The following is a 24,538-nucleotide window of genomic DNA, read 5'->3' as shown; positions in this document are numbered from 1 at the left end:
CAGAAGCAGGATCTAACATGTCTTCCATAGTCGATACACCTTATTCTAATCTGCCGCAGCCTACGTCCGGCTGGGCGCTTTTTAAAAGTCTGGCAACCGGTGCCATCACGCCCGGTCTGGCGTGGCAGAACCCCTCATATCGACGCAAATTTATGTTACGTTCCCTGGTTTCCCCTTTCAGCACCGCTCGCCTGCTGGCAAGCCTGGCAAAGCAACCGCGTCTGATTCAAATCTTGCAGGTCCAGCCAGGGTTGCCGTGCCGGCTGCATCGTCCGTGGCTGACGGTCAGTATGAACCGCCGGAACGCGCTGGCGGCGCTAAACGGGCACTATCAGACGATGAGCCAACACCTCCCCGCCACGCTGCTCAAGGGCTATCTTTCAAGTCAGGGAATGACGCTGCTGACGCTAACCGGAAAGGACGAGCAGCAATTCACGATTCGCCTGTGTGCCGATGCCTTTATGGACAAAGAGGGTGAAGCGACCCTTACCTTCTGCAACCATCAGAACACCGTGCTGGCCGAAATGACCTTTACGCTGTGCCCGTTTGAGGGAAAATCCACGCTGTTCATCGGCGGGCTACAGGGCGCTAAAGCGCACGTTCCGCATGAGTTGATTCAGGGCGCAACCAAAGCGTGCCACGGCCTGTTCCCGAAACGTCTGCTGGTTGAAGCGGTGATGACGCTGGGCACCGCGTTCCCGGTTGAACAGATCCTCGCCGTGAGCAATGCCACCCACATTTACCGTAGCTGGCGTTACCGCAAGAAAAAAGAGGGGAAACTGCTGGCGGATTACGACAGTTTCTGGCTCTCCCTGGGTGGCGAACGCCAGGAGAGCGGCCATTTCGCGCTGCCGTTAACCATGCCGCGCAAACCGATGGAAGAGATTGCGAGTAAGAAACGTGCTGAATACCGCCGCCGCTACGAACTGCTGGATAGCCTGATCCAACAAATGACGCAGGCGACCCAACGTTAATCAGCTCTCCCGCGTGCCAGCCAAAGCACGCGGGAGAACATTTTACGCAGCAGCGTGGGCACGGACTCCACGCCTCGCCTTCCCGCCTCCGTCGCCACTTCGATGGCCAGGTCCGGCTTCGACGAACGATGAATCGCTTTGGCGATCACCCGCCGCATGTTCATCGGCACATCCACCGGGATCATCGCCACGCGGTGAAAAACATCGTCAAATCCCTGTCGATACATAAAGTGTTCCATGTCCATCGCGGGCAGCATAGTCAGATGGTCACGCTCTTCTTCGCGATCGTTATTCAGCAAACCGCGCACGGTTGCGGCATACTTTTTACCGGCTTCATCGCCATCGACCAGAACATGCCATTCAATCCCCATCCTGCGGGCAAACTTGATCAGCGGTTTTAATCCCGACTGGGCAAACTCTATGACCTTAATACCTTCCGCATCGAAATGGTGACCGCACTGACGCGCCAGTTCGTTGATAACCCAGGTTTCGGTTTCACCCTCAACCAACAGCCAGCAGCGGGCAAACAGCGATGAAGCACGATTAAAGCGAATATGAAATGCAATGCGGCGACCGTCTTCCGCATTCAGGCCGCCCGGCCCCAGCCGGTATGCGGATACGCGTGAGGATTCACGCACCAGGCGGCAGACGTATTCCACGGGCGTTAGCGAGAGCAACTCGCCGGAATTGGTGGTGGTCACGCGCTGCAGCGGCAGCAGGTTCAACAGGTGCCACGCAACGGAGAGCATGATCGGATGCAGGCGCGTCTCGGGGTCTTCCACCAGCAGCAGCGGGCGGGCGTCCCGGTCTAACCGGACGGTGCCTTTCGCCTGCAAAAGCATCGAGAATAACCCCAGCAGGATCACCCGATGGGTACGTCCACCGGGCCGGTCTATCATCCGGTTAATGATATCAAGATAACGCCAGCTGCGTTGTTCATCGTGCGAACGGCGACGCATCAGGCGATGGCGTGACTGTGACGTCCCCTGCTCGGAAAAATAGTGCTCCAGCAGCTGCACCATGGCCGAAAGCCCCTGGCGGATTTGACCGTCGGTGAGGTTCTGCGGGCGAGAGACCAGCTCACGCGCCAGGAAATCCAGCTCGCGGGCGGTGACTTCCACCTCCGGCATATTGGGTACGGAACCGTTGCGGATCCGGCGCATAAAGCGTGCATCGCGCAGGCGCAGCACCGGCGACAGGCGAATCAGGTGGCGCGCCAGGTCGTCAATATTCTCCAGCGGGATGGGGTTGCCTTTTTCATCAAGAAACTCACGCAGGGTTAACACCCCGTCATTTTCCGCCATTTCACCTTCAAGACGGTAGAAAATACGGTGATAGTCATCATCGCATGGCACCCAGCATGGCGACATCGGGCGGAAACGACGCACACGATGCCGCCCCGGCTCGGACTCGCGAAACGTAAGAATGATATGCAGATGCTTCTCGCGCCCCGCGACATCCCCCGGCGGAAACCAGAAGTCATCGTGAACGAAGTGGTACAAGTCATCTTCAGGGGAAAGCAGCAGTGTCAGCGCATCCAGCAGGCTGGATTTACCCCAGGCATTTTCACCGATCAGGACGTTATTCTGCTCCAGCTGGAGCGACAGGCGGTTAATACCGCGAAACCCGACAATTTCCACACGTTCGAGAAGCATAAATCCCCCGCGTAATAACCACTTTTTCCTTCAAGTTATCAGCAGTATAGCGGCAGCGGCGCCGAGTGGACACTGCCAGACACCTCCGTTATTCCGATGAAGCACGAAAAATTCAGAATTTACCCATCAAGTTTCATTTGAAAAGGTGCTTCCAGAACAAGATACTCCCGTTTGAAAATTGGACTATGCTCTATTTACCTCCAGTTTGAACAAGGATTGACATCACATTGCCTTAAATCAAATTATCCGAATTTATTTAAGTGGCGAAGGGGTGTTGTTGCTTTCTAAAATAAAGGCTCTTTGAGTCGTCATCCCTTTATGGCGATATAACCCGTGCGCAGGATAGTGTGCGGAAATTTATTATTGAGGTGGTTATGTTCAGAAAATTAGCGGCAGAATGTTTTGGTACATTCTGGCTGGTGTTTGGCGGCTGCGGTAGTGCAGTGCTGGCAGCGGCATTCCCGGAATTAGGAATTGGTTTTGTCGGTGTCGCACTGGCATTCGGCTTAACAGTCTTAACCATGGCATTCGCGGTAGGGCATATTTCCGGCGGTCATTTTAACCCTGCTGTGACGCTGGGTTTATGGGCGGGCGGTCGTTTCCCGGTGAAAGACGTATTAGGCTATATTATTGCCCAGGTCATCGGCGGTATTATTGCAGCCGCAGTCCTGTACGTGATTGCCAGCGGCAAAGCAGGCTTTGACGCCGCAGCCAGCGGTTTCGCCTCTAACGGTTTCGGTGAACACTCACCGGGCGGCTACTCAATGCTGTCTGCCATCGTGATTGAAATCGTACTGACCGCAGGCTTCCTGCTGGTTATTCACGGCGCAACGGACAAATACGCACCTGCAGGCTTCGCGCCAATCGCCATTGGTTTGGCGTTGACGTTGATTCACCTGATCTCAATCCCGGTGACCAACACCTCCGTTAACCCGGCGCGCAGCACCGCGGTTGCTATCTTCCAGGGCGGTTGGGCGCTAGAACAGCTGTGGCTGTTCTGGGTGATGCCAATTATCGGCGGTATTCTGGGTGGCGTGCTATACCGCACCCTGCTGGAAAAACGCGATTAATGGTTTTCTCCCTCTCCCCGTGGGAGAGGGCCGGGGTGAGGGCATCAGGCCGCACCACCCCAAATATACAAGCCGGGTAAGGCGTAGCCGCCACCCGGCTTTCTTTTGCCGCTTTACTGAACAGCCTTTATTGGGTAGTGTCTCTGGCGCTTAACAGATACTCAAAAGGACCGGCTGTTCATGTTTTCAGGACTCCTCATCATTTTGCTGCCCCTGATCGTGGGCTACCTTATTCCGCTGCACAGAGAATCCGCATTACGGCTCATCAACCGTTTTCTCAGCTGGATTGTTTACGTCATTCTTTTCTTTATGGGGATAAGCCTGGCCTTCCTGGATAACCTGTCAGCGAATTTACTCTCCATCCTCCATTATTCCGTCGTCACCGTGGTGGTTATTTTGCTGTGCAATATTGCCGCACTGTTCTGGCTGGAACGCACTATTCCCTGGAAAAATAACCATCAACAGGAAAAACTCCCTTCCCGTATTGCGATGGCGCTGGAATCATTAAAACTCTGCGGCGTCGTGGTGCTCGGTTTTCTTCTTGGCCTTACAGGGTGGTCATTTTTACAGCACGCCACGGAGGCCAGCGAATATACCCTGATCTTCCTGCTGTTCCTGATTGGTATTCAGCTGCGAAATAATGGCATGACGCTGAAACAGATTGTCCTCAACCGCCGGGGAATGATAGTCGCCATTGTCGTCGTCGCCAGTTCAATGGTCGCAGGCGTGATTAATGCCGTTATTCTCGACCTGCCGCTGAAAACCGGCCTGGCGATGGCGTCGGGTTTTGGCTGGTACTCCCTCTCCGGTATTCTTCTGACCGAATCGTTCGGTCCGGTCATTGGCAGCGCCGCCTTCTTCAATGACCTTGCGCGCGAATTGATTGCCATCATGCTGATCCCAGGTCTGGTACGCCGCAGCCGCTCTACCGCGCTGGGGCTGTGTGGCGCGACCTCGATGGACTTTACCCTGCCGGTTTTACAACGCTCAGGGGGGCTGGAGCTGGTCCCTGCCGCCATCGTGCACGGCTTTATTTTAAGCCTGCTGGTTCCCGTTCTGATGGCCTTCTTCTCGGCCTGATACTTCTTTGGCGGTAGCGAACCTGCCGCCAAAATTGCGCTAAATCAATCTCCCTCTATTTTGTAGCAAAAAGCCCTTTTCACCGTTCTGGCACAGGCATAACCTTAAACATGTATATCAAATATAACTTTAACAGGTGTGATTATGTTTTGTGTGCAATGTGAACAAACCATCCGTACCCCGGCAGGCAATGGCTGCTCCTACGCACAGGGTATGTGCGGCAAAACCGCAGAAACATCTGACCTGCAGGATCTGCTGATTGCAGCCCTGCAAGGCCTTTCCGCCTGGGCCTTTAAAGCCCGTGAATACGGCATTGTCGACCACTATGTCGACAACTTCGCCCCTCGCGCATTTTTCTCCACGCTGACCAACGTTAACTTCGATTCTCCGCGCATTGTCGGCTATGCCCGTGAAGCGATTGCCCTGCGTGAAGCGCTGAAAGCGCAGTGTTTGAAGGCCGATGCCAGCGCCCGCGTGGAAAACCCGATGTCCGAACTGCAGCTGGTGAGCGACGATCTGGGCGACCTGCAGCGTCAGGCGGCAGAATTCACCCCGAATAAAGACAAAGCGGCGATTGGCGAGAACATTCTCGGCCTGCGTCTGCTGTGCCTGTACGGCCTGAAGGGCGCTGCGGCCTATATGGAACACGCGCACGTGCTCGGCCAGTACGATAACGACATCTACGCCCAATACCACAAAATCATGGCGTGGCTGGGCACCTGGCCTGCGGATATGAACGCGCTGCTGGAATGCTCAATGGAAATCGGCCAGATGAACTTCAAGGTAATGAGCATTCTGGATGCCGGTGAAACTAGCACCTACGGCCACCCGACGCCAACGCAGGTCAACGTTAAGGCGACCGAAGGCAAGTGCATCCTGATTTCCGGTCACGACCTGAAAGATCTCTACAACCTGCTGAAACAGACCGAAGGCACCGGCGTTAACGTCTACACCCACGGTGAAATGCTGCCCGCGCACGGCTACCCGGAGCTGCGCAAGTTTACGCATCTGATCGGTAACTACGGCAGCGGCTGGCAGAACCAGCAGGTGGAGTTCGCCCGCTTCCCGGGCCCTATCGTAATGACCTCTAACTGCATCATCGACCCTACCGTGGGCGCGTATGACGACCGCATCTGGACGCGCAGCATCGTCGGCTGGCCGGGCGTGAGCCACCTCGAAGGCGACGATTTCGGTCCCGTTATCGCCCAGGCGCAGCAGATGGCGGGCTTCCCGTACAGCGAGATCCCGCACCTGATCACCGTCGGCTTCGGTCGTGAAACCCTGCTGGGCGCCGCTGATTCGCTGATCGATCTCGTCAGCCGTGAAAAGCTGCGCCACATCTTCCTCGTCGGCGGCTGCGACGGCGCCCGCGGCGAGCGTAACTACTTTACCGATTTCGCCACCCGCGTGCCGGAAGACTGCCTGATCCTGACGCTGGCGTGCGGCAAGTACCGTTTCAACAAGCTGGACTTCGGCGACATCGAAGGCCTGCCGCGCCTGATCGATGCGGGCCAGTGTAACGACGCTTACTCGGCCATCATTCTGGCGGTCACTCTGGCGGAGAAACTGGGCTGCGGCGTGAACGACCTGCCGCTGTCGCTGGTGCTTTCATGGTTCGAGCAGAAAGCAATTGTCATCCTGTTGACCCTGCTTTCTCTCGGCGTAACCAACATCGTGACCGGCCCGACCGCACCAGGCTTCCTGACGCCGGACCTGCTGGCGGTGCTGAACGAGAAATTCGGTCTGCGTTCCGTGACCAACGTTGAAGATGACATGAAGCAGCTGCTGAGCGCGTAAGGAGTAACTCATGACCATGCCAACCTCACAATGTCCGTGGCGGATGCAGGTTCATCACATCCATCAGGAGACGCCGGATGTGTGGACGCTGTCGCTGCTGTGCCATGACTACTATCCGTACCGTGCAGGTCAGTATGCGCTGGTCAGCGTTCGCAATTCGGCGGACACCCTGCGCGCCTACACGATCTCCTCAACGCCGGGCGTGAGCGAGTACATTACGCTCACCGTCCGCCGTATTGACGACGGCGCAGGCTCCCAGTGGCTGACACGTGACGTGAAGCGCGGAGATTATATCTGGCTGTCTGACGCGCAGGGTGACTTCACCTGTGACGACAAAGCAGACGATAAATTCCTGCTGCTGGCGGCGGGCTGTGGCGTAACGCCAATTATGTCGATGCGCCGCTGGTTGGAGAAAAATCGCCCGCAGGCTGACGTGCAGGTGATCTTCAGCGTGCGTTCACCGGAAGATGTCATTTTTGCCGAGGAGTGGCGTGATTATCCGGTGACGCTGGTGGCTGAGCACAACGCGACCCACGGCTTTGTGCCCGGTCGCCTGAGCCGCGAGCTGCTGCAAAGCGTGCCGGATATGGCGAACCGCACCGTGATGACCTGCGGCCCGGCGCCGTACATGGATATCGTCGAGAAAGAGGTGAAAGCGCTTGGCGTGACCCGCTTCTTCAAAGAGCAGTTCTTCACCCCGGTGGCGGAAGCGGCAACCAGTGGTATTCAGTTCACCAAACTTCAGCCAGCGCAAACCTTCTTTGGCCGCGTGGGCACCACGCTGCTGGAGGCGCTGGAAAGCAACAAGGTGCCGGTGGTCGCAGCCTGCCGTGCGGGCGTGTGCGGTTGCTGTAAGACAAAGGTGGTTGAAGGTAACTACACCGTCAGCAGCACCATGACGCTGACGGATGCGGAAATTGCTGAAGGCTATGTTCTGGCGTGTTCGTGTCATCCGCAGGGTGATCTGGTTCTCGCATAAACGGTAAACCATTCACCTGTAGGCCCGGTAAGCGTCAGCGCCACCGGGCTTTTTTTGTCGGGTGGCACTGCGTTTACCCGACCTACCACGACATTACCGCCACGCGGGCGCTTTCCCTACCGCGTACCGCCCTGCCCCTAAAAACGCCACCGCCAGCGAACCAATAAAGAAGTACACCAGACTTTCAATCGCCCATGCGCCTACCGCATCCAGCGCTAAGGTTTTGCCCGTGCCCACCATCAGCCACGCCACGATCATCGTAAACGCCAGCACCAGCGCGGCCGGGCGCGTAAAGAGCCCGACAATAATCAGAATCGGCGCTACCACTTCGCCAACCAACACGCCGTAGGCGATAAACCCCGGCAACCCCTTTTCCACCAGCATGCCGCTGATGAACCCCACGCCACCAAAAAGCTTATGCAGCCCGTGAAACAACATCAGCCCGCCGACGGCAAGTCGTAACAAGAGTTTGCCAAGATCGTCGCATGATAGCTTTTCATTAACAGCAATTAACAATGATTTAACCATTTGAAATGATTCCTGTTTTCATCCTAAGTATCACCAGATTATGCCGAATAATTGCGCAGGAAAACCACCTTTAATTAAGGGGTAATAAGCAGGCAATACAGTGACTTTCTTCTAAGCTTGTAAGCGATATCACAAAAAGGAGACGGACAACCATGAAACAAACCGTGGCTGCATATATAGCAAAAACGCTCGAACAGGCTGGCGTGAAACGTATCTGGGGCGTGACCGGCGATTCCCTGAACGGACTCAGCGACAGCCTCAACAAGATGAAGACCATCGAATGGATGCCCACTCGCCATGAAGAGGTTGCCGCCTTCGCTGCAGGCGCTGAAGCACAGCTCACGGGCGAGCTGGCCGTTTGCGCCGGATCCTGCGGGCCGGGCAACCTGCATCTGATTAACGGCCTGTTCGACTGTCACCGTAACCACGTGCCGGTGCTGGCGATTGCCGCCCATATCCCCTCTTCCGAAATCGGCAGCGGCTATTTTCAGGAAACGCATCCGCAGGAGCTATTCCGTGAATGCAGCCACTATTGCGAGCTGGTTTCATCCCCGGAGCAGATCCCGCAGGTACTGGCGATTGCCATGCGTAAAGCCGTGCTGAACCGCGGCGTATCGGTGATTGTCATCCCGGGCGATGTGGCGCTCAAGGCTGCGCCAGAAGGGGCCAGCACCCACTGGTATCACGCCCCGCAGCCCGTGGTAACGCCTGCTGAAGAGGAGCTGAAAAAGCTGGCCCAGCTGCTGCGTTACTCCAGCAACATCGCCCTGATGTGCGGCAGCGGCTGCGCGGGCGCGCATAAAGAACTGCTCGAATTTGCCGGGAAGCTGAAAGCGCCGATTGTCCACGCCCTGCGCGGCAAAGAGCACGTCGAGTACGACAACCCTTACGACGTGGGGATGACCGGGCTGATCGGTTTTTCCAGCGGCTTCCACACCATGATGAACGCCGACACGCTGATCCTGCTCGGCACCCAGTTCCCGTACCGCCCGTTCTACCCGGCGGATGCGAAAATCATTCAGATTGATATCAACCCGGCCAGCATCGGCGCGCACAGCAAGGTCGATATGGCGCTGGTGGGCGACATCAAATCTACCCTTGCAGCACTGCTGCCGCTTCTCGAAGAGAAAACCGACCGCACGTTCCTTGATAAAGCACTGAGTGACTATCGCGATGCCCGCAAGGGGCTGGACGACCTCGCCAAACCGAGCGACAAAGCCATTCACCCGCAGTATCTGGCGCAGCAGATCAGTCATTTCGCGGACGACGATGCCATCTTTACCTGCGACGTGGGCACGCCAACGGTCTGGGCCGCACGCTATCTGAAGATGAATGGCAAACGCCGTCTGCTCGGCTCGTTCAACCACGGCTCGATGGCCAACGCCATGCCGCAGGCGCTGGGCGCAAAAGCGACGGCCCCCGAGCGTCAGGTGGTGGCGATGTGCGGCGACGGCGGGTTCAGCATGCTGATGGGGGATTTCCTGTCGGTGGTGCAGATGAAGCTCCCGCTGAAAATCGTGGTCTTCAACAACAGTGTGCTGGGCTTTGTGGCGATGGAGATGAAGGCCGGTGGTTACCTGACGGACGGCACAGAGCTGCACGACACCAACTTCGCGCGCATCGCCGAGGCCTGCGGCATTACCGGTATTCGCGTGGAGAAAGCCTCTGAGGTGGATGAAGCCCTGCAGCGCGCCTTCTCCATCGACGGTCCGGTGCTGGTGGATGTCGTCGTCGCCAAAGAAGAGCTGGCGATCCCGCCGCAGATCAAGCTGGAACAGGCCAAAGGTTTTAGCCTGTATATGCTGCGCGCCATCATCAGCGGGCGCGGTGACGAAGTGATCGAACTGGCAAAAACCAACTGGCTCAGGTAAAACATTTCGCATGACCTCTTAAAATAAAGGGATGTGAAATGATTGATTTACGCAGTGATACCGTAACCCGCCCGAGCCGCGCCATGCTCGAAGAGATGATGGCCGCTCCGGTCGGGGACGACGTCTACGGCGATGACCCGACGGTCAACGAACTGCAGCGCTACGCGGCTGAACTGAGCGGCAAGGAAGCCGCCCTGTTCCTGCCAACCGGTACGCAGGCTAACCTGGTCGCGCTGCTCAGCCACTGCGAGCGCGGTGAAGAGTACATTGTCGGCCAGGGTGCGCATAACTACCTGTATGAAGCAGGCGGCGCGGCGGTGCTCGGCAGCATTCAGCCGCAGCCGATTGACGCCGCGCCGGACGGCTCCCTGCCGCTCGATAAGGTCGCCGCGAAAATCAAAGCCGACGATATTCACTTCGCCCGCACCAGACTGCTCAGCCTCGAAAACACCCACAACGGCAAAGTGCTGCCGCGCGAATACCTGAAAGCGGCCTGGGAGTTTACCCGCGAGCGCAAGCTCGGGCTGCACGTGGACGGCGCGCGTATCTTTAACGCCGTGGTCGCGAACGGCTGCGAACTGAAAGAGATCACGCAATACTGCGACTCGTTCACCATTTGCCTGTCTAAAGGTCTGGGCACGCCGGTCGGCTCTCTGCTGGTTGGTAACGCAGACTACATCAAGCGTGCCAACCGCTGGCGCAAGATGACCGGCGGCGGCATGCGTCAGGCGGGTATTCTGGCGGCTGCCGGACTGTATGCCCTGAAAAACAACGTGGCGCGCCTGAAAGACGATCACGACAACGCCGCGTGGATGGCGTCGCAGCTGCGCGAGATTGGTGCCGACGTGATGCGTCACGACACCAACATGCTGTTCGTGCGCGTCGGAGATGAGCACGCCGCCGCACTGGGCGAATTTATGAAATCACGTGGCGTGCTGATCAACGCCTCATCTGTCGTGCGCCTGGTCATGCACCTTGACGTGAGCCGCGAACAGCTGGCAGACGTGGTGAAACACTGGCAGGCGTTTTTACAGCGATAAGGAGCATCACGTGCCGCAACGCATTCTGGTGCTCGGCGCCAGCGGGTACATCGGTCAGCATCTCACCGCGGCGTTAAGCCAGCGGGGACACCAGGTGCTGGCAGCGGCACGCAACACCGAACGCCTGCAAAAACTCAGTTTGCCAGGCGTCACCTGCCACAACGTTGACCTCAACTGGCCGAAGGAACTTCCCGCGCTTCTGGACGGGGTCGACACGCTTTACTACCTGGTGCACAGCATGGGCGAAGGCGGGGATTTTATCGCCCACGAGCGTCAGGTGGCGATGAACGTCCGCGATGCCCTGCTGCAAACGCCGGTTAAGCAGGTGATTTTCTTAAGCTCTCTCCAGGCACCCGAAAGCGAGCAGTCCGACCATCTGCGCGCGCGCCAGCTGACGGCGGACACCCTGCGCGGCGCGAACATTCCCGTCACCGAACTGCGGGCCGGGATTATCGTCGGCGCGGGCTCCGCCGCCTTTGAAGTGATGCGCGATATGGTCTACAACCTGCCGGTACTCACGCCGCCGCGCTGGGTCCGTTCACGCACCACGCCGATTGCGCTGGAGAACCTGCTGCATTATCTGGTGGCCCTGCTGGATCACCCGGCGGCGCAACACCGCGTGGTGGAAGCCGCTGGCCCCGAAGTCCTGAGCTATCAGGAGCAGTTCGAACATTTCATGCGCGTCAGCGGTCGCCGCCGCTGGCTCATCCCCATCCCCTTCCCGACCCGCTGGATTTCGGTGTGGTTTTTGAACGTCATTACGTCGGTGCCGCCAACCACGGCAAAAGCGCTGATTCAGGGACTGAAGCACGATTTGCTGGCGGACGATCGCGCGCTGCGGGCGCTCATTCCCCAGGATTTGATCCGCTTTGACGATGCCGTGCGCAATACGCTGAAAGAGGAAGAGCAACTGGTGAACTCCAGCGACTGGGGTTACGACGCGCAGGCCTTTGCCCGCTGGCGACCCGAGTATGGCTACTACCCGAAACAGGCAGGCTGCACGGTGAAAACTTCCGCCAGCCTTACAGAGCTGTGGGAGACCGTGAACCAGATCGGCGGCAAAGAGCGCTACTTCTTCGGCAATATTCTCTGGCAAACGCGCGGGGCAATGGATCTACTGGTGGGGCACAGGCTGGCAAAAGGTCGCCCTGCCGCTCCGTATCTGAACGTGGGCGATACGGTCGACAGCTGGAAGGTGATCATCGTCGAGCCGGAAAAACAGCTGGCGCTGCTGTTCGGCATGAAAGCGCCAGGGCTGGGCCGGCTCTGCTTTACCCTGAAAGACAAAGGCGATTATCGTGAACTGGACGTGCGCGCCTGGTGGCACCCGCACGGAATGCCGGGTCTGTTCTACTGGCTGTTGATGATCCCTGCGCACCTGTTTATCTTCCGCGGAATGGCAAAACGTATCGCGCAGCTGGCAGAACAAAAGGCGGAAAATAAGTAAATAAAACTCTTATTCTTTCACCTTTCCCATTGCAACACGTCGTAATTCACGAAAGAATGCGCACGAAATTCTTTTCAACACAGTGGATTGATATGAAGGTACTGGTTACCGGGGCGACCAGCGGCTTAGGCCGAAATGCGGTCGAATTTCTGCGCAACAAGGGCATCAGCGTCAGGGCTACCGGTCGCAACGAAGCGATGGGGAAACTGCTGCAAAAAATGGGCGCAGAGTTCGTCCATGCCGACCTGACGGAGCTGGTCTCCTCACAGGCAAAAGTGATGCTCGCCGGTATCGATACGCTGTGGCACTGCTCCAGTTTCACCTCCCCGTGGGGCACCCAGGAAGCCTTTGATCTCGCCAACGTGCGGGCAACCCGCCGTCTGGGCGAATGGGCCGTTGCCTGGGGCGTGCGTAACTTTATTCATATCTCGTCTCCGTCACTCTATTTCGACTATCACCACCATCGTGACGTGCAGGAAGATTTCCGTCCGGCTCGCTTTGCCTGTGAGTTTGCCCGCAGCAAGGCGGCCAGCGAAGAGGTGATTGATCTGCTGGCGCAGTCGAACCCGCATACCCGCTTTACGGTACTGCGTCCGCAGAGCCTGTTCGGGCCGCACGACAAGGTGTTTATTCCGCGTCTGGCGCAGATGATGCACCACTACGGTAGCGTGCTGCTGCCGCGTGGCGGCGATGCGCTGGTGGATATGACCTATTACGAAAACGCCGTCCACGCCATGTGGCTGGCGAGCCAGCCGGACTGCGATAAGCTGATTTCCGGTCGCGCCTATAACATCACTAACGGCGAGCCCTGCACGCTTCGCAGCATTGTGCAGCGGCTGATCGACGAGCTGCAGATCGACTGTCGCATTCGTTCCGTCCCCTACCCGATGCTGGACATGATCGCCCGCAGCATGGAGCGTTTTGGCAGTAAATCCGCCAAAGAGCCTGCGTTGACGCATTACGGCGTATCGAAGCTTAACTTTGATTTCACGCTGGATATTTCGCGAGCGGAGAATGAGCTGGGGTATAAACCGATTGTGACGCTGGATGAAGGGATTGTGCGCACGGCGGCGTGGCTGCGGGATCACGGGAAATTGCACCGGTAAGCACCCAGCCCCATGTAGGCCGGGTAAGCGCAGCGCCACCCGGCAAAAAACAGAACTCTGCGGCCTGATGCCCTCACCCCGGCCCTCTCCCACTGTACGGTCCGGGGACATAGTGAACACTTGTTCGGGGACATGGTAGACACTTACAACTAAGGCATAAGAACCCGTTTATGGAGTCGCTTATGCCCTGGGATGCGAGAGATACCATGTCATTACGTACCGAGTTTGTTTTGTTCGCCTCGCAGGACGGGGCGAACATCCGTTCCCTCTGTCGTCGCTTCGGCATTTCACCTGCCACCGGCTATAAGTGGCTTCGCCGCTGGGCGGAGGAAGGGGCCGCCGGCCTTCAGGACCGCCCGCGCATACCGCACCATTCCCCGAACCGCTCATCTGACGACATCACCGCCCTGCTGCGTATGGCCCATGAGCGCCATCAACGCTGGGGCGCACGCAAGATAAAGCGCTGGCTCGAAGACCTGGGGCACACCATGCCCGCCTTCAGCACCGTCCATAACCTGATGGCCCGCCATGGCCTGCTGCCGGGCACTTCACCGGGCATTCCGGCCACCGGCCGCTTCGAACACGACGCACCGAACCGCCTCTGGCAGATGGATTTTAAGGGCCACTTTCCCTTCGGCGGTGGCCGCTGCCATCCGCTGACCCTGCTGGACGACCACTCCCGTTTTTCCCTGTGCCTGGCGCACTGTAACGATGAACGGCGTGAGACCGTGCAGCAGCAGCTGGTCAGCGTGTTTGAACGCTACGGCCTGCCGGACCGGATGACGATGGACAACGGCTCACCGTGGGGAGACACCACCGGCACCTGGACAGCGCTGGAGCTGTGGCTGATGCGCCAGGGTATCCGGGTGGGGCACTCCCGGCCGTATCATCCGCAGACGCAGGGCAAGCTGGAGCGTTTTCACCGCAGCCTGAAGGCAGAGGTGCTGCAGGGGAAGTGGTTCGCGAGCGAGGGTGAGCTGCAGCGCGCCTTCGACCACTGGCGGACGGTCTATAACCTTGAACGCCCGCATGAGGCGCTGGATATGGCGGTACCGGGCTCGCGGTATAAGCCGTCTGCACGGCAGTACAGCGGCAACACAACGCCCCCGGAATACGATGAGGGCGTGATGGTCAGGAAAGTCGATATCAGCGGCAAGCTGAGCGTGAAAGGGGTAAGTCTGAGCGCAGGCAAGGCGTTCAGGGGAGAACGGGTCGGGCTGAAGGAGATGCAGGAAGACGGCAGCTACGAGGTGTGGTGGTACAGCACGAAAGTGGGGGTGATCGACCTGAAGAAAAAGTCGATCACCATGGGTAAAGGATGTTAAAAAGTGTTCACCATGTCCCCGAACACCTGTCTACCTGAAGTTCGTTCCTACATGTGCGCTCTCTTTTCCTGGGGTATGAAGTCTGATAAATCGCCTGTTATGGATGTTGTACAAAGCAAGTTTGATATCCCTTTTAACCCTGTTACTGCCATTCCTACACTTGCTTGTGAGAGCTACGTAGGTGAGCGCTACCTGTCTTTTGATGAGCTGGGTCAGCTACTGAAAGATGCGCATTCAGGCGAACACTTCATACATGACATAAGTGTGTTTTTAAAGCTTGTTTTCTTTTGTTGTGGTCAACGTCCATACGAAATACTGGCAGCAAAAAAAGAACATTATAATCGGGATGCGCAGTTACTTTCGATCCCTCCTGAAATTGCAAAAACAAAAAAATGGTATCACATCGCTTTAAGCCCCAGCGCGATAGAATTAATTGATGAAATGTGTTTGCGTTATCCTGAAAGTGAATACCTTTTCCCTGATATACGTTATGAATCAAAAATGGAGGGATGGATTACAAAAGAGAAGGAAGGAACCCTGAAAAAGAACTCTGTAAAACCCACTCCTTTCATATCAACAAGTATTCTCAGTGAAAATATTCGTCGTGAGCGTGTTGATATGCAATCATTTACGCCACGCGATTTCCGTCGAACTTTTAAAACCCTCGGAGGACAAATAAAACTGTCAAAGGAAATCAGGGACCGCATTCAGAATCATAATAAAAGTGACGTGTCTTCTAAACACTATGATCGCTATGATTACTTTGAAGAGAAGATGGAAGCGGTTTTGAAATGGGAATCTGTTTTACTGAATTTAATAAATTAAAAATATTAATGCAGGCATTAATATTCACCATCTAAATAGGTAACATCTAGATAATCAAAAGCAACCCATAAACTGCATATCATTTGAACTGGATCATTAAAAATATCTATCCACCTCATATCTTAGAGCTTTCACTTACAAGAGAACTCTAAATTGAACGATATTTATTTTTACAAACCGGATGATAAGATTAAATACATCAATGAATGTGATTTATGGGTTATCGCCAGGCTAGTTGATGTAGTTAATGAGAAGAAGGAAGTTAAACAGTGGATGGAACCTTTCTGGCTATCTACCTCCGATCAAAAAGGTATTGCAATATTTGTTTCACGGCTGGATGCGGAAATATTAGTGCAATATATGCAAAGGAATAATGAACGATGGAAAGTCTATCCACTTAATAATTTTGACATTCAAGAAATGATGGTTAATTGTGAAAAATTAACCAATAACAGCAGGTACAACTTTATTTATTCATTTGGATTCTGGAGTGATAGCGAGGGTAACTTAATTAATAAAAAATATTGTTTAAGCCAGTGCCTTGCAGTTGAGGGGTTCACTGTTGACAGCAGATATGAGGGTGATGAAGACATTGTAATAAGATTCAGTAAAGAAACATTGAATTTTATCTATTCATGCTGGAACAATAAAATCAGTGATAGCGCTGACTACAGGAAATATCTTGAGTCAGTTAATGAACTTGATGATGTAATCTGCAAGAAAGAAGCAATCCTTGCTCTCGAAAATATCAATTCGGCAGAAACCAATAGAGATTTCAATCCTGACATTGCAACAATATGGTCTATGCCGGAACAAAAATGGATTTACTCAAATTTAAATAACCCTATCAATTAAAGGATTAAAAAAATGGCTACGGGATATTTTTTAACGGTTGGTGATAAGACAACTTGCGGGGGCAGAATAATAACAGGCTGTGAAAATCATTCATTTTATGGACGCGCCACTGCAAGGAATGGAGATAAATACATTTGTGGTGAAGATGGAAAAATTTACCATATTGCTGGCGGCATACCAAATTATATAATTCATGGAGTAAGTGCTGCGGGAACCCTACACAGCAGAGGTACGTGCGGCTGCAAGTGCCGCTTCATCCCCTCTAACTGGAATGATAGCTATAACTTCGAATCTGAAAGTAAACTGCAATCAGCCAGGCCAGCACCAAAACCTGTTGCCAGCGCCAAGCCTGAAGTTCAGCCGAAAACCGTTGCACAACCTGCTCCAGCCCCAGCTCCAGTAGCCCCCAGCGAGCCAAGAATCCCTGTAGATGCGGGTTACTGCATTCTTCCCTATGGCGGATCTGCTCCAGCGTTTGATCGCTATATTTTCGATAATCCACCAGCGGGTACACGCGAACTATATCGTTCACTGAACACGAATGTTTCACGAAAAGCAGGTTCTATCTTCCTTCTGGTTGATCCTGATAAGCAGGACAGCAAGCAGATAGAGCATATGAAAGCAGCACAGGAGAAGTTAGATAAAGCATTAGCCCCTCTGACAGACCAACAGGCCCGCTTCCTCTATAAAAATAAAGATACTGTTGAAATGTTTGCAGCCGCCGCCAGTACAGCAAACAACGTGTACAGTTATTCTGGACAAGCTACAGAAGCCGCTAAACGTTACTTTGAAAGAGTTGAGAAAATTCTCAAAGAGATCGAAACAACCTACAAAAATCAGTACCTCACCAGTGGCACACTGATCGGCGAACAATTTTATGTTGAAAGAGGAAGGTTGTTTAAGGAACTTGATAGCGTTCTGAAAATGTTCATGAAGCATCGCTTCATGTTCAATCAATATGCAGACCTGAAATCAGCCCTGGGCCTTTCAACCCATTCCATAACACATCGGTGGGATGAAACAGGTGTCGGAGATATCGAGGGCTACGCTACTCATATTGAGAAACTTGCAAAGTACATCAAATTGATGGACGTGGCAGGAAAAATCGGAGTTGGTTTATCTGCCCTTGATACTGCTTCAAAAATTACAGAAGCTTGCGCAGTGGGCCGGGATTGTGCAAAAACTGCTTTTACCTCGATTGGTGAGTTTTCAGGTAGTATGTTTGGTGGGATGGTAGCTTCACAATTAATTGATAAAGGAGCTGCAACTGCCGTCTGCTCATTAGTTCTGGGAGCTGCAACCGTTGAAGCAGGTGGTGCGGGAGCTTTGCTTTGTACGATAGGCGTAGCTGGAGGAATTGGGTATGGTAGCGATAAATTTTTTGGTTCTACCTTCGGTAGTGTTGGAGAGTATCTTGGTAAGATGCTTGGCTTATATGAGATAACAAGTGATGAATAACTTACAGTACGCTATAGCATATACTGGTATTATAGCTATGCTGTTGTGCATAATCAGCGCTATTCTAGGGAGAGTGAACCGTAAATATTACAAAGAAATTTGCGCCTTATATAAAGAAAAGTATGGTAAACTTCCTTGGATGACTCAAATATATGACAACATTAACAGTTTATATGTTAAATCCGCTTACGGCTTTCGGATGGATTTTATTTTCAGACCATTGATATGGAATAAGAAATCTAGTTCTTCCCAAAATGATGATAAAGATTTCATTCGTGGATTACCTTTACGACTCAGAAAACCATTCTATATAGAATACGGCATAACAGTTACGGCATTTTCGTTTATGGTGGTATTAGGAATATTAGTGCTGATTGATAAATATATCTAGACCCTTAATTCAATAAAAAAGCCCTGCGGGGCTTTTTTATTGATATATCTATTTTATAAAATTTAAGACATTCCTTTTCTGGATTATAATGTTTTATTTATATGATTTTCAGATGAATTATTATTAGATAACAATCACATATTTTTATCGCCTTCCGTAACAAAATCCCTCCCGCAAACATTCGAACGTATGCATTACCTCATCAATGATTTAAGGGTATTCATTCATGGTAAATATAGTTCATTGGGGATTATTACCCTTTATACAATATTCCTGCCTTGCCTGACTTTGGTAGTATAGGCGAACCATTTGTTCGTGGAACAGCAGGTACACTGGTTGGTGACTGGGGGGATATGGCCTCTTATGGTTGGTTAGGAACATATTCAAACGGCATGTTTGCCTATGACTACCCTTCTCGAACTCATGCAAATGATGTTACAGTCAGAGGATGTAGTCTATCAAATCACATTGACTATTATGATATCTCATTTATAAACACTAACACCTTTCCTATCACTGCTCTTTTATAAATTTTTTATGCAATAAAATGCATAATCCAGGAGCACCTCTTAAATTGGCTTCTGAAATTTGAACTTTTCCTTGAACTTCAAATAAGTTGGTTGATTAAAATTATAACTAAACCATTGTTTTTATAAAAAATTTTTTTTAGCTTTGCTTCTTCTCTGCCCTCTCCCATAGGGAGAGGGTGCAAACACTAAAACGGCAACCTTTCGGTTGCCGTTTGCTTTTACAGAGCCGTCCAGGCATCAGACCATGCCAGGCCTGCGCCTGGTTCATAGTATGCCGGAGCGTTGTTACACCAGCCGCTGTACGGGAACGGTTTGCACTGGAACAGTTTACCGTGGTTGTTCACGATATCACCTGCGTTGTACTTGCTGTTCGCGCTCCACGCGGCGTAAGACGCGTCGTCTTGAGATGGCGTGGCCGCTTTCGCCTTCACGTTCAGCAGGTAGGACGTGGTGCTGCTCAGTTCACCATCGCTGACGGTGAGGCTGATTTCAATCTGCTGAGCCGTCGCCGCTTCTGGCGCCTTGAAGGTCACCACCGCTTTATCCTGACCGGTGACGGTCTGACCATCCTGTGAACGCCAGGTGTAGGTCAGCTTGTTGCCATCAGCATCGGTAGAACCTTCCGCGCTCAGAGAGACCTGCGCACCGGCATCAACCGCACCGATTGGACCTGCAATCTGTGCTACAGGGGCGTGGTTCACGACTACCGGAGTTTCATCCGGTACTGGCGCTGGTGCTGGCATTTCATCTTCAGCTGGCGTTGGCGTGACGGGTTTTTCATCCGGCGTAGTGGCAGAACCATCGTCGTTAATGATGTTCACGTTATAGAACTTCTTAACGCAGTTGGTGTAGTCACCCTCTTTGAACGCGCTGAATGGCGTCTGGTAGCCCACCAGCTGGCAAGAGTAGGTCTTACCGTCTGGCGTATCGGCGCTCCATCCCCAGTCCTGTTCCCAGTAAATCTTCAGCGCGCCGGCACCGCCTTCATCGAACTGCTTCATGTTGGCGCAGCCCAGCACTTCATTTGCCGGAACAGGCACTTTCAGGTAGTTCGCGAACTCTTTGTAGTACTTGATGCGGTTCTGAGACTGCGCGATTTCAGTCGGGCCGCCGCACTCGACGCCGCCGTTGATGATCTGGGTGGTCACGCCAAAGCCCGGTACCAGACCGTTGGCCTTATCGTGATCGTTCGGCTGCCACGTGCCGTCGATCACCTGCAACATGCTTGGTTTTGGCGGCTGCGGATAGGCGAAGAAGAAGATAGCACTCGCCAGATTCAGCCAGGTGTCGGCCACCAGTTCAGGCTTGTCCAACAGGGTACGGACAGTACCAAACATCGCTTCAGAGAAGGGACCGTAGTTGTAGTTGTAAGACAGTTGTTTAGCACCGCGGCCGAAGTAGCTTACGAAATCACCGTCTTTGTCTTTCCCGCATGGCCAGGTCTGCCCCTGCCAGATGTCCGGATTACATTCGCCGTTATAGCCGCCCTTCTGACCTTCAGTCCAGCCCATTTCGCGGACGTGAACCAGCGCCTGACGCCATTCAGCTTCCGGACGCCAGCTTTCGTGGCCGCCGGTTTCCTGCGCAAAGTGGGCAAACATGGTTGCCAGCTCTTTACGGCAGATGGCGTCGCTGTCGCGACCGTCGTTGTAGGTCTTACACAGCGCCGGGAATTTACCCACCGCTTTCAGGAAGTTGCTGTAGGTATAGGACTGCGCACGCATCGGGAACAGGTATTCCCAGTCGCTGGCCTTCACAATCCCTTCAACGCGCTTAACGTTTTCCGGGTTCGCCGCACGGCCTGGCTCAATCATTTCGACCTGAGCATTGTCCAGCGTCTGGATGGTCTCTTTTACGGAGGCCATCAGCGGGAAGCTGGTCAGCTCTTTTTCCTTCTTCGCCAGATCGCTGGCTTTCATGGTGTACGGTTCACTGGTGGTCGCTTGCAGCGAAGCAGCCTGCGCCATAAACGGGGCTACGCATGCGCCAGCAACGAGTACACTCAGTAACGTCCTTTTGTTCATTTCTGTATTCCTGTAAATAGAAGTTAAATTAAAAATCCCGGCTTATGTATTAATCCGTTAATAAATAAACCACAGACAGCTGTTTTCACTTTTCGAAGAACACCCTCGGGAATTCTTCAAAAATAAAAAACATTAATATTGCGCCGCTAGTTTCAACTGCTGATATTTCGCCCAGACTTTATGAGCATATTTCATCCGCTGCGGATAATTCTCTTTTTTCAAACCGGCGTTATAGGCGCCTACCGCCTCCCAGTTATAGCCATAAACTTTAATCATTCCGGACAGGATGGACGCGCCCACCATGATGGAGGTACAGGGTTCGGTCATTAGCCGGTACTCATCAATCCCCCTGCTCTCCAGCGCCGTAAAATGCGAGCTGTTTATTTGCATTAGCCCGACATCGCGTGTGCCGTCGTGGTTTTGGCCCACCGCATACGGATTCATTCCGGATTCAACATTGGCGATGGCATACAATAAATAAGGATCGACATGATAATAATGCGCCGCTTTATCCCAACAGTTTGCCAGTGCGCTTTGGCTTATTATCAATAACAACAACATTAATTTTTTCATTTTTACCTGCTGACAGTTTTGGTAATTTCTCCTTGCCCACATCCTGTAAAATGAATTTTGAATCGCCCACCACCCTCGGAAGAGAGCGGTGAGCGTTTATCGGGTTAGATTATTTGCAGTCGGTTGATGGACCTTCTTTCACCCATACATCGCTGTTAGCCGGGTTATCACCACGGGTCCACCATTTGGCACGGTAAACGTTGCCCTGGTAGGTTGTGGTTTCGCCGCCGTTGTAGACCAGGTCAGAACGCCAGTTCATCTTCACGTTGCTGACCAGTTCCCATGCATCCACACCGAAGCCAGGCTTGTTGCCCTGCGTCCAGTACTTCGCTTTCCACACCAGATGGTCGGCACTCACGGTGTCGCCATTGTTGTAGATTTTGCTGGCATCCCACGCAGCATATTTGCTGGCGTTAGCATCGACAGGATTGTCGCAGCTACCGGTTGCAGAGCCTTCGTCAGATGGTGGTGTAACGTCGTCCGCTGGAGGCGTCACATCATCAGCCGGTGGCGTAACGTCATCAGCCGGTGGCGTAACGTCAGCCGGTTTCGGATTCACGGTAACCTGCACGTTAGACTGCACGCTGGTTTTACCATCGCCGATAACCACGCTCAGGGTGTAAGTAGACGTAGAGGCCACATCTGGCGCAGTGATACTCACGTTCGCGGTATCAGTACCGGTGGCGTGCATGTCCGCTGGTACGCTCCAGGCGTAGGTCAGCACGTCACCGTCAGGATCCACAGCCTGCGCATGCAGGGCGTAGGTTTCACCCGCCTGCAGCGTGACCGCTTCCATCTGGTTTACCACCGGCGCCTGGTTCGCTTTTGGCGCTTTGTTCACAACCTGCACATCAATCGCGTTGCTCAGGCCTTTAGCGTCAGTCACCGTCAGGCGGAACACCAGAGTCTGGTCGGACGTCGCGGCTGCAATATTAAAGGTCGCTTTCGCTTTGGTGCTGTTGGTGATAGTGACCGATGGGCCAGAAACCTGAGTCCATTTATAGGTAATCGCATCACCATCTGGATCGCTGGAAGCAGAACCATCGAGCGTAACGGTCGCCGGGCCAGAGATGTTCTGGTCAGCAGATGACGCGATTGGCGCGTGGTTGGTTACAACCGGGTCGACCGGAGCAGAACCGCCCATCAGGCTCTCGTTCATCGCGTTCAGGATATCGCCGGTGTCAGAATCGATTGACCATGCGAAGAGACCGCCCAGGTTATTCGCCAGAACGTACTTGCCTTTTGCCGTTGTTGAACGCGCGTCCTCATAAGAGATCAGATCGCCCGTAGACTTGTTGAACACATAAGGTGCTTCAGCGGTTGCGTCGTAACCGGATTCCCAGCCTGGCTTGCCTTTGTATTCGTTAACAATCTGACGGTAGTCAACCACGCCCGGTTCCCAGGTGCCTTTCACCATACCGGTTGCGGTACCGGTGAATGGATTGTCGCCGGTGTAACCATGCACGCCGGTCCAGCCGCGGCCATACATACCTGCACCCACGACGATTTTGCCTGGCTGCACGCCCTGCTGAAGCAGCGCGTTAACGCCGTTTTCGGTCGTATAGTTGGTATCAGGTCGCCATGCCGGTGCACGCAGCGCAGCCTGGTGGCCCAGGTCGGTGTTGCTCCAGCCGCCGTAGAAGTCATAGCTCATCAGGAAAATGTGGTCGAGATACTGTTGAGCGGTGGTGTAATCCACATCTTCAATTTTATCTTTACCGGCACCGATGGCGCTGGTCAGTTCATAGGTACGACCAGTCTGCGCAGACAGTTCGTTCAGCATGGTGCGCAGATCGTGCATAAGCGCGGTATAGGTCGCTTTATCCTGCTGCGGATTGCCTTTGGTCTCAGTTACGCCGCCGCCGCCCGGGAATTCCCAGTCGATATCCACACCGTCAAAGAATTTCCAGGTTTGCAGGAACTCTTTGACGGAAGAGACGAAGCGTGCGCGAATGGCAGGGTCGCCCATGTGGTAGAACGGATCGGACAGGGTCCAGCCGCCGATGGAAGGCAGCACTTTCAGGTCTGGATGCGCTTTTTTCAGCGCCATCAGCTGGCCAAAGTTACCTTTGTACGGGTCGTCCCAGTTAGAAACGCCAGACTGAGGTTTTTGCAGCGCAGCCCACGGATCGTGGATCGCCACGGTAAAGTCCGGGCGGCCCTGGCAGTCACGCTGAAGCACTTCGAAGCTGTTACCGCCTTCAACGGTTTTCAGACCGTCGTTGATGCCGTCACCGCCACAGATTGGAATGAAGCCGTACAGGATATGGTTCAGGTTAGCTGCGGGGATTTTATCAACCGGGAAGTTACGACCGTACACGCCCCATTCAGGGAAATAGGCCGCAACCACTTTGTCGGTGTGCTTAGCGAAGGTTTTGTTGTTCTCCTGCATCGGCGCATTTAGCGGCAGCAGGTGGCTACCGTCGGTATCTGCAACGATGATCAGCTTGCTGGCGCTCTTCGTGCAGCCGCTGGTATTACAGAGTTCAACCTGCTCCTGATAACGTCCGCCCTTTTTCACCTTGAAGGTCGCAGAGCCGTTCGCGCTGCCCGCCCCTGTCCAGACGGTTTTACCATCCAGCAGTACTTTTGCAGAGGTTGGTGCATCACCGCTCCAGACGTTCCACTCGACTTTCACATCCACACCATCGTTGTGTACTTTAACGAGGTTGTTGTAATCCTGTGCCGCCGGGTCGACTTCAACAAGCGCAAACTTGTCATTGCCATAGCCGATAGTCGGCGTACCTGGTGCCGCTGCAAATACAGAGCTTGTTGCGGCCGCAACAAAAAGCGCCAGATATTTAGGCTTCATAAATTTCATTTATATTTCCTGATAAATTTATTCGTAACGTTAATAACCCATGTCTTCCATGAGAACATGGCGTGTTTTCGCGTAATGCGTATTTAACCAACCTGAAAACCGTGACAAAAAAGCGTTGCTGCGTTGTATTCCTCCATAAAAAGATACAAGCCCAAATTCCGTGTAGCTTATATCCCTTACGATACACTG

The 24,538-nt window shown here is 53.7% G+C and carries 19 protein-coding genes; 14 read left to right on the top strand and 5 right to left on the bottom strand.

Annotated features, from left to right (window positions below; genetic code table 11):
• Window positions 1–17: 17 nt before the first annotated feature.
• Window positions 18–974 carry a VirK/YbjX family protein gene (locus HV355_RS16780; RefSeq protein ID WP_182402736.1) on the top strand — a complete coding sequence of 319 codons (957 nt, stop codon included), beginning with the start codon at window positions 18–20 and terminating at the stop codon, window positions 972–974.
• Here the strand turns inward: HV355_RS16780 and HV355_RS16775 are convergent.
• Window positions 971–2,629, bottom strand: coding sequence for an ATP-dependent endonuclease (locus tag HV355_RS16775; protein ID WP_182402734.1), 1,659 nt, complete (start codon window positions 2,627–2,629; stop codon window positions 971–973). The genes HV355_RS16780 and HV355_RS16775 overlap by 4 nt on opposite strands.
• A gap of 374 nt (window positions 2,630–3,003) precedes the next feature.
• Here HV355_RS16775 and aqpZ point away from each other — a divergent pair, with 374 nt between their 5' ends.
• The 4 genes from aqpZ to hcr all read left to right on the top strand — a co-directional run bounded on the left by aqpZ (window position 3,004) and on the right by hcr (window position 7,555).
• Complete coding sequence (aqpZ, locus tag HV355_RS16770; protein WP_010429151.1) at window positions 3,004–3,699, top strand: aquaporin Z; 696 nt, start codon at window positions 3,004–3,006, stop codon at window positions 3,697–3,699.
• A 180-nt stretch (window positions 3,700–3,879) separates the two neighbouring features.
• Window positions 3,880–4,779 (top strand): lysine exporter LysO family protein, encoded by a 900-nt coding sequence (locus HV355_RS16765; RefSeq protein ID WP_010429149.1) that lies wholly within the window; start codon window positions 3,880–3,882, stop codon window positions 4,777–4,779.
• A gap of 144 nt (window positions 4,780–4,923) precedes the next feature.
• Window positions 4,924–6,576: a hydroxylamine reductase gene (gene hcp / locus HV355_RS16760; RefSeq protein WP_148399746.1), complete on the top strand. Its 1,653-nt coding sequence runs from the start codon at window positions 4,924–4,926 to the stop codon at window positions 6,574–6,576.
• A gap of 10 nt (window positions 6,577–6,586) precedes the next feature.
• Complete coding sequence (gene hcr / locus HV355_RS16755) at window positions 6,587–7,555, top strand: NADH oxidoreductase (RefSeq protein ID WP_182402732.1); 969 nt, start codon at window positions 6,587–6,589, stop codon at window positions 7,553–7,555.
• A 93-nt stretch (window positions 7,556–7,648) separates the two neighbouring features.
• Here the strand turns inward: hcr and HV355_RS16750 are convergent, their stop codons facing one another.
• On the bottom strand, window positions 7,649–8,083 hold the full coding sequence (locus HV355_RS16750; RefSeq protein ID WP_182402730.1) for a DoxX family protein: 435 nt from the start codon (window positions 8,081–8,083) through the stop codon (window positions 7,649–7,651).
• A 152-nt stretch (window positions 8,084–8,235) separates the two neighbouring features.
• On the opposite strand from HV355_RS16750, the gene poxB reads away from it, so the two are divergent.
• From poxB to HV355_RS16705, 9 genes are all read left to right on the top strand, one after another.
• On the top strand, window positions 8,236–9,954 hold the full coding sequence (gene poxB / locus HV355_RS16745; RefSeq protein ID WP_182402729.1) for a ubiquinone-dependent pyruvate dehydrogenase: 1,719 nt from the start codon (window positions 8,236–8,238) through the stop codon (window positions 9,952–9,954).
• Between the two features lie 38 nt (window positions 9,955–9,992).
• The gene (gene ltaE / locus HV355_RS16740) at window positions 9,993–10,994 is read left to right on the top strand and encodes a low-specificity L-threonine aldolase (protein WP_126815647.1); all 1,002 of its coding nucleotides are present in this window, start codon (window positions 9,993–9,995) and stop codon (window positions 10,992–10,994) included.
• A 10-nt stretch (window positions 10,995–11,004) separates the two neighbouring features.
• Window positions 11,005–12,441 (top strand): SDR family oxidoreductase, encoded by a 1,437-nt coding sequence (locus HV355_RS16735; RefSeq protein ID WP_126815646.1) that lies wholly within the window; start codon window positions 11,005–11,007, stop codon window positions 12,439–12,441.
• Window positions 12,442–12,533: 92 nt separating this feature from the next.
• Window positions 12,534–13,547: an NAD(P)-dependent oxidoreductase gene (locus tag HV355_RS16730; RefSeq protein WP_126815645.1), complete on the top strand. Its 1,014-nt coding sequence runs from the start codon at window positions 12,534–12,536 to the stop codon at window positions 13,545–13,547.
• A 170-nt stretch (window positions 13,548–13,717) separates the two neighbouring features.
• On the top strand, window positions 13,718–14,872 hold the full coding sequence (locus tag HV355_RS16725; protein ID WP_182402727.1) for an IS481 family transposase: 1,155 nt from the start codon (window positions 13,718–13,720) through the stop codon (window positions 14,870–14,872).
• 12 nt (window positions 14,873–14,884) lie between these two features.
• Entirely contained in the window at window positions 14,885–15,697 is an 813-nt protein-coding gene (locus tag HV355_RS16720; protein WP_182402725.1) for a site-specific integrase, read from the top strand.
• Between the two features lie 153 nt (window positions 15,698–15,850).
• Entirely contained in the window at window positions 15,851–16,552 is a 702-nt protein-coding gene (locus tag HV355_RS16715; RefSeq protein WP_182402723.1) for a hypothetical protein, read from the top strand.
• A gap of 12 nt (window positions 16,553–16,564) precedes the next feature.
• Window positions 16,565–18,010, top strand: a complete 1,446-nt coding sequence (locus HV355_RS16710) for a PAAR domain-containing protein (protein WP_182402721.1) — start codon at window positions 16,565–16,567, stop codon at window positions 18,008–18,010.
• Window positions 18,003–18,401 carry a hypothetical protein gene (locus HV355_RS16705; RefSeq protein WP_108415979.1) on the top strand — a complete coding sequence of 133 codons (399 nt, stop codon included), beginning with the start codon at window positions 18,003–18,005 and terminating at the stop codon, window positions 18,399–18,401. Before HV355_RS16710 ends, HV355_RS16705 begins: the two co-directional genes overlap by 8 nt.
• Window positions 18,402–19,149: 748 nt before the next feature.
• Here HV355_RS16705 and HV355_RS16700 read toward each other — a convergent pair.
• The 3 genes from HV355_RS16700 to HV355_RS16690 form a co-directional block, all read right to left on the bottom strand.
• The gene (locus tag HV355_RS16700) at window positions 19,150–20,955 is read right to left on the bottom strand and encodes a glycoside hydrolase family 19 protein (RefSeq protein ID WP_108415978.1); all 1,806 of its coding nucleotides are present in this window, start codon (window positions 20,953–20,955) and stop codon (window positions 19,150–19,152) included.
• A gap of 132 nt (window positions 20,956–21,087) precedes the next feature.
• The gene (gene iagB, locus HV355_RS16695) at window positions 21,088–21,528 is read right to left on the bottom strand and encodes a type III secretion system invasion protein IagB (RefSeq protein WP_108415977.1); all 441 of its coding nucleotides are present in this window, start codon (window positions 21,526–21,528) and stop codon (window positions 21,088–21,090) included.
• Between the two features lie 109 nt (window positions 21,529–21,637).
• Window positions 21,638–24,349, bottom strand: coding sequence for a glycosyl hydrolase family 18 protein (locus HV355_RS16690; RefSeq protein ID WP_148399758.1), 2,712 nt, complete (start codon window positions 24,347–24,349; stop codon window positions 21,638–21,640).
• Window positions 24,350–24,538: the final 189 nt, after the last annotated feature.

This window comes from Enterobacter sp. RHBSTW-01064 (assembly GCF_014103035.1).
GTDB lineage: Bacteria > Pseudomonadota > Gammaproteobacteria > Enterobacterales > Enterobacteriaceae > Enterobacter > Enterobacter mori.
This window is presented reverse-complemented; position numbering and strand designations above follow the sequence as displayed.

Bases quoted from the DNA above. Each gene is read 5' to 3' on its own strand.
- HV355_RS16780 (WP_182402736.1), top strand. From the start codon at position 18: ATGTCTTCCATAGTCGATACACCTTATTCTAATCTGCCGCAGCCTACG.
- HV355_RS16775 (WP_182402734.1), bottom strand. From the start codon at position 2,629: ATGCTTCTCGAACGTGTGGAAATTGTCGGGTTTCGCGGTATTAACCGC.
- aqpZ (WP_010429151.1), top strand. From the start codon at position 3,004: ATGTTCAGAAAATTAGCGGCAGAATGTTTTGGTACATTCTGGCTGGTG.
- HV355_RS16765 (WP_010429149.1), top strand. From the start codon at position 3,880: ATGTTTTCAGGACTCCTCATCATTTTGCTGCCCCTGATCGTGGGCTAC.
- hcp (WP_148399746.1), top strand. From the start codon at position 4,924: ATGTTTTGTGTGCAATGTGAACAAACCATCCGTACCCCGGCAGGCAAT.
- hcr (WP_182402732.1), top strand. From the start codon at position 6,587: ATGACCATGCCAACCTCACAATGTCCGTGGCGGATGCAGGTTCATCAC.
- HV355_RS16750 (WP_182402730.1), bottom strand. From the start codon at position 8,083: ATGGTTAAATCATTGTTAATTGCTGTTAATGAAAAGCTATCATGCGAC.
- poxB (WP_182402729.1), top strand. From the start codon at position 8,236: ATGAAACAAACCGTGGCTGCATATATAGCAAAAACGCTCGAACAGGCT.
- ltaE (WP_126815647.1), top strand. From the start codon at position 9,993: ATGATTGATTTACGCAGTGATACCGTAACCCGCCCGAGCCGCGCCATG.
- HV355_RS16730 (WP_126815645.1), top strand. From the start codon at position 12,534: ATGAAGGTACTGGTTACCGGGGCGACCAGCGGCTTAGGCCGAAATGCG.
- HV355_RS16725 (WP_182402727.1), top strand. From the start codon at position 13,718: ATGGAGTCGCTTATGCCCTGGGATGCGAGAGATACCATGTCATTACGT.
- HV355_RS16720 (WP_182402725.1), top strand. From the start codon at position 14,885: ATGTCCCCGAACACCTGTCTACCTGAAGTTCGTTCCTACATGTGCGCT.
- HV355_RS16710 (WP_182402721.1), top strand. From the start codon at position 16,565: ATGGCTACGGGATATTTTTTAACGGTTGGTGATAAGACAACTTGCGGG.
- HV355_RS16705 (WP_108415979.1), top strand. From the start codon at position 18,003: ATGAATAACTTACAGTACGCTATAGCATATACTGGTATTATAGCTATG.
- HV355_RS16700 (WP_108415978.1), bottom strand. From the start codon at position 20,955: ATGAACAAAAGGACGTTACTGAGTGTACTCGTTGCTGGCGCATGCGTA.
- iagB (WP_108415977.1), bottom strand. From the start codon at position 21,528: ATGAAAAAATTAATGTTGTTGTTATTGATAATAAGCCAAAGCGCACTG.
- HV355_RS16690 (WP_148399758.1), bottom strand. From the start codon at position 24,349: ATGAAATTTATGAAGCCTAAATATCTGGCGCTTTTTGTTGCGGCCGCA.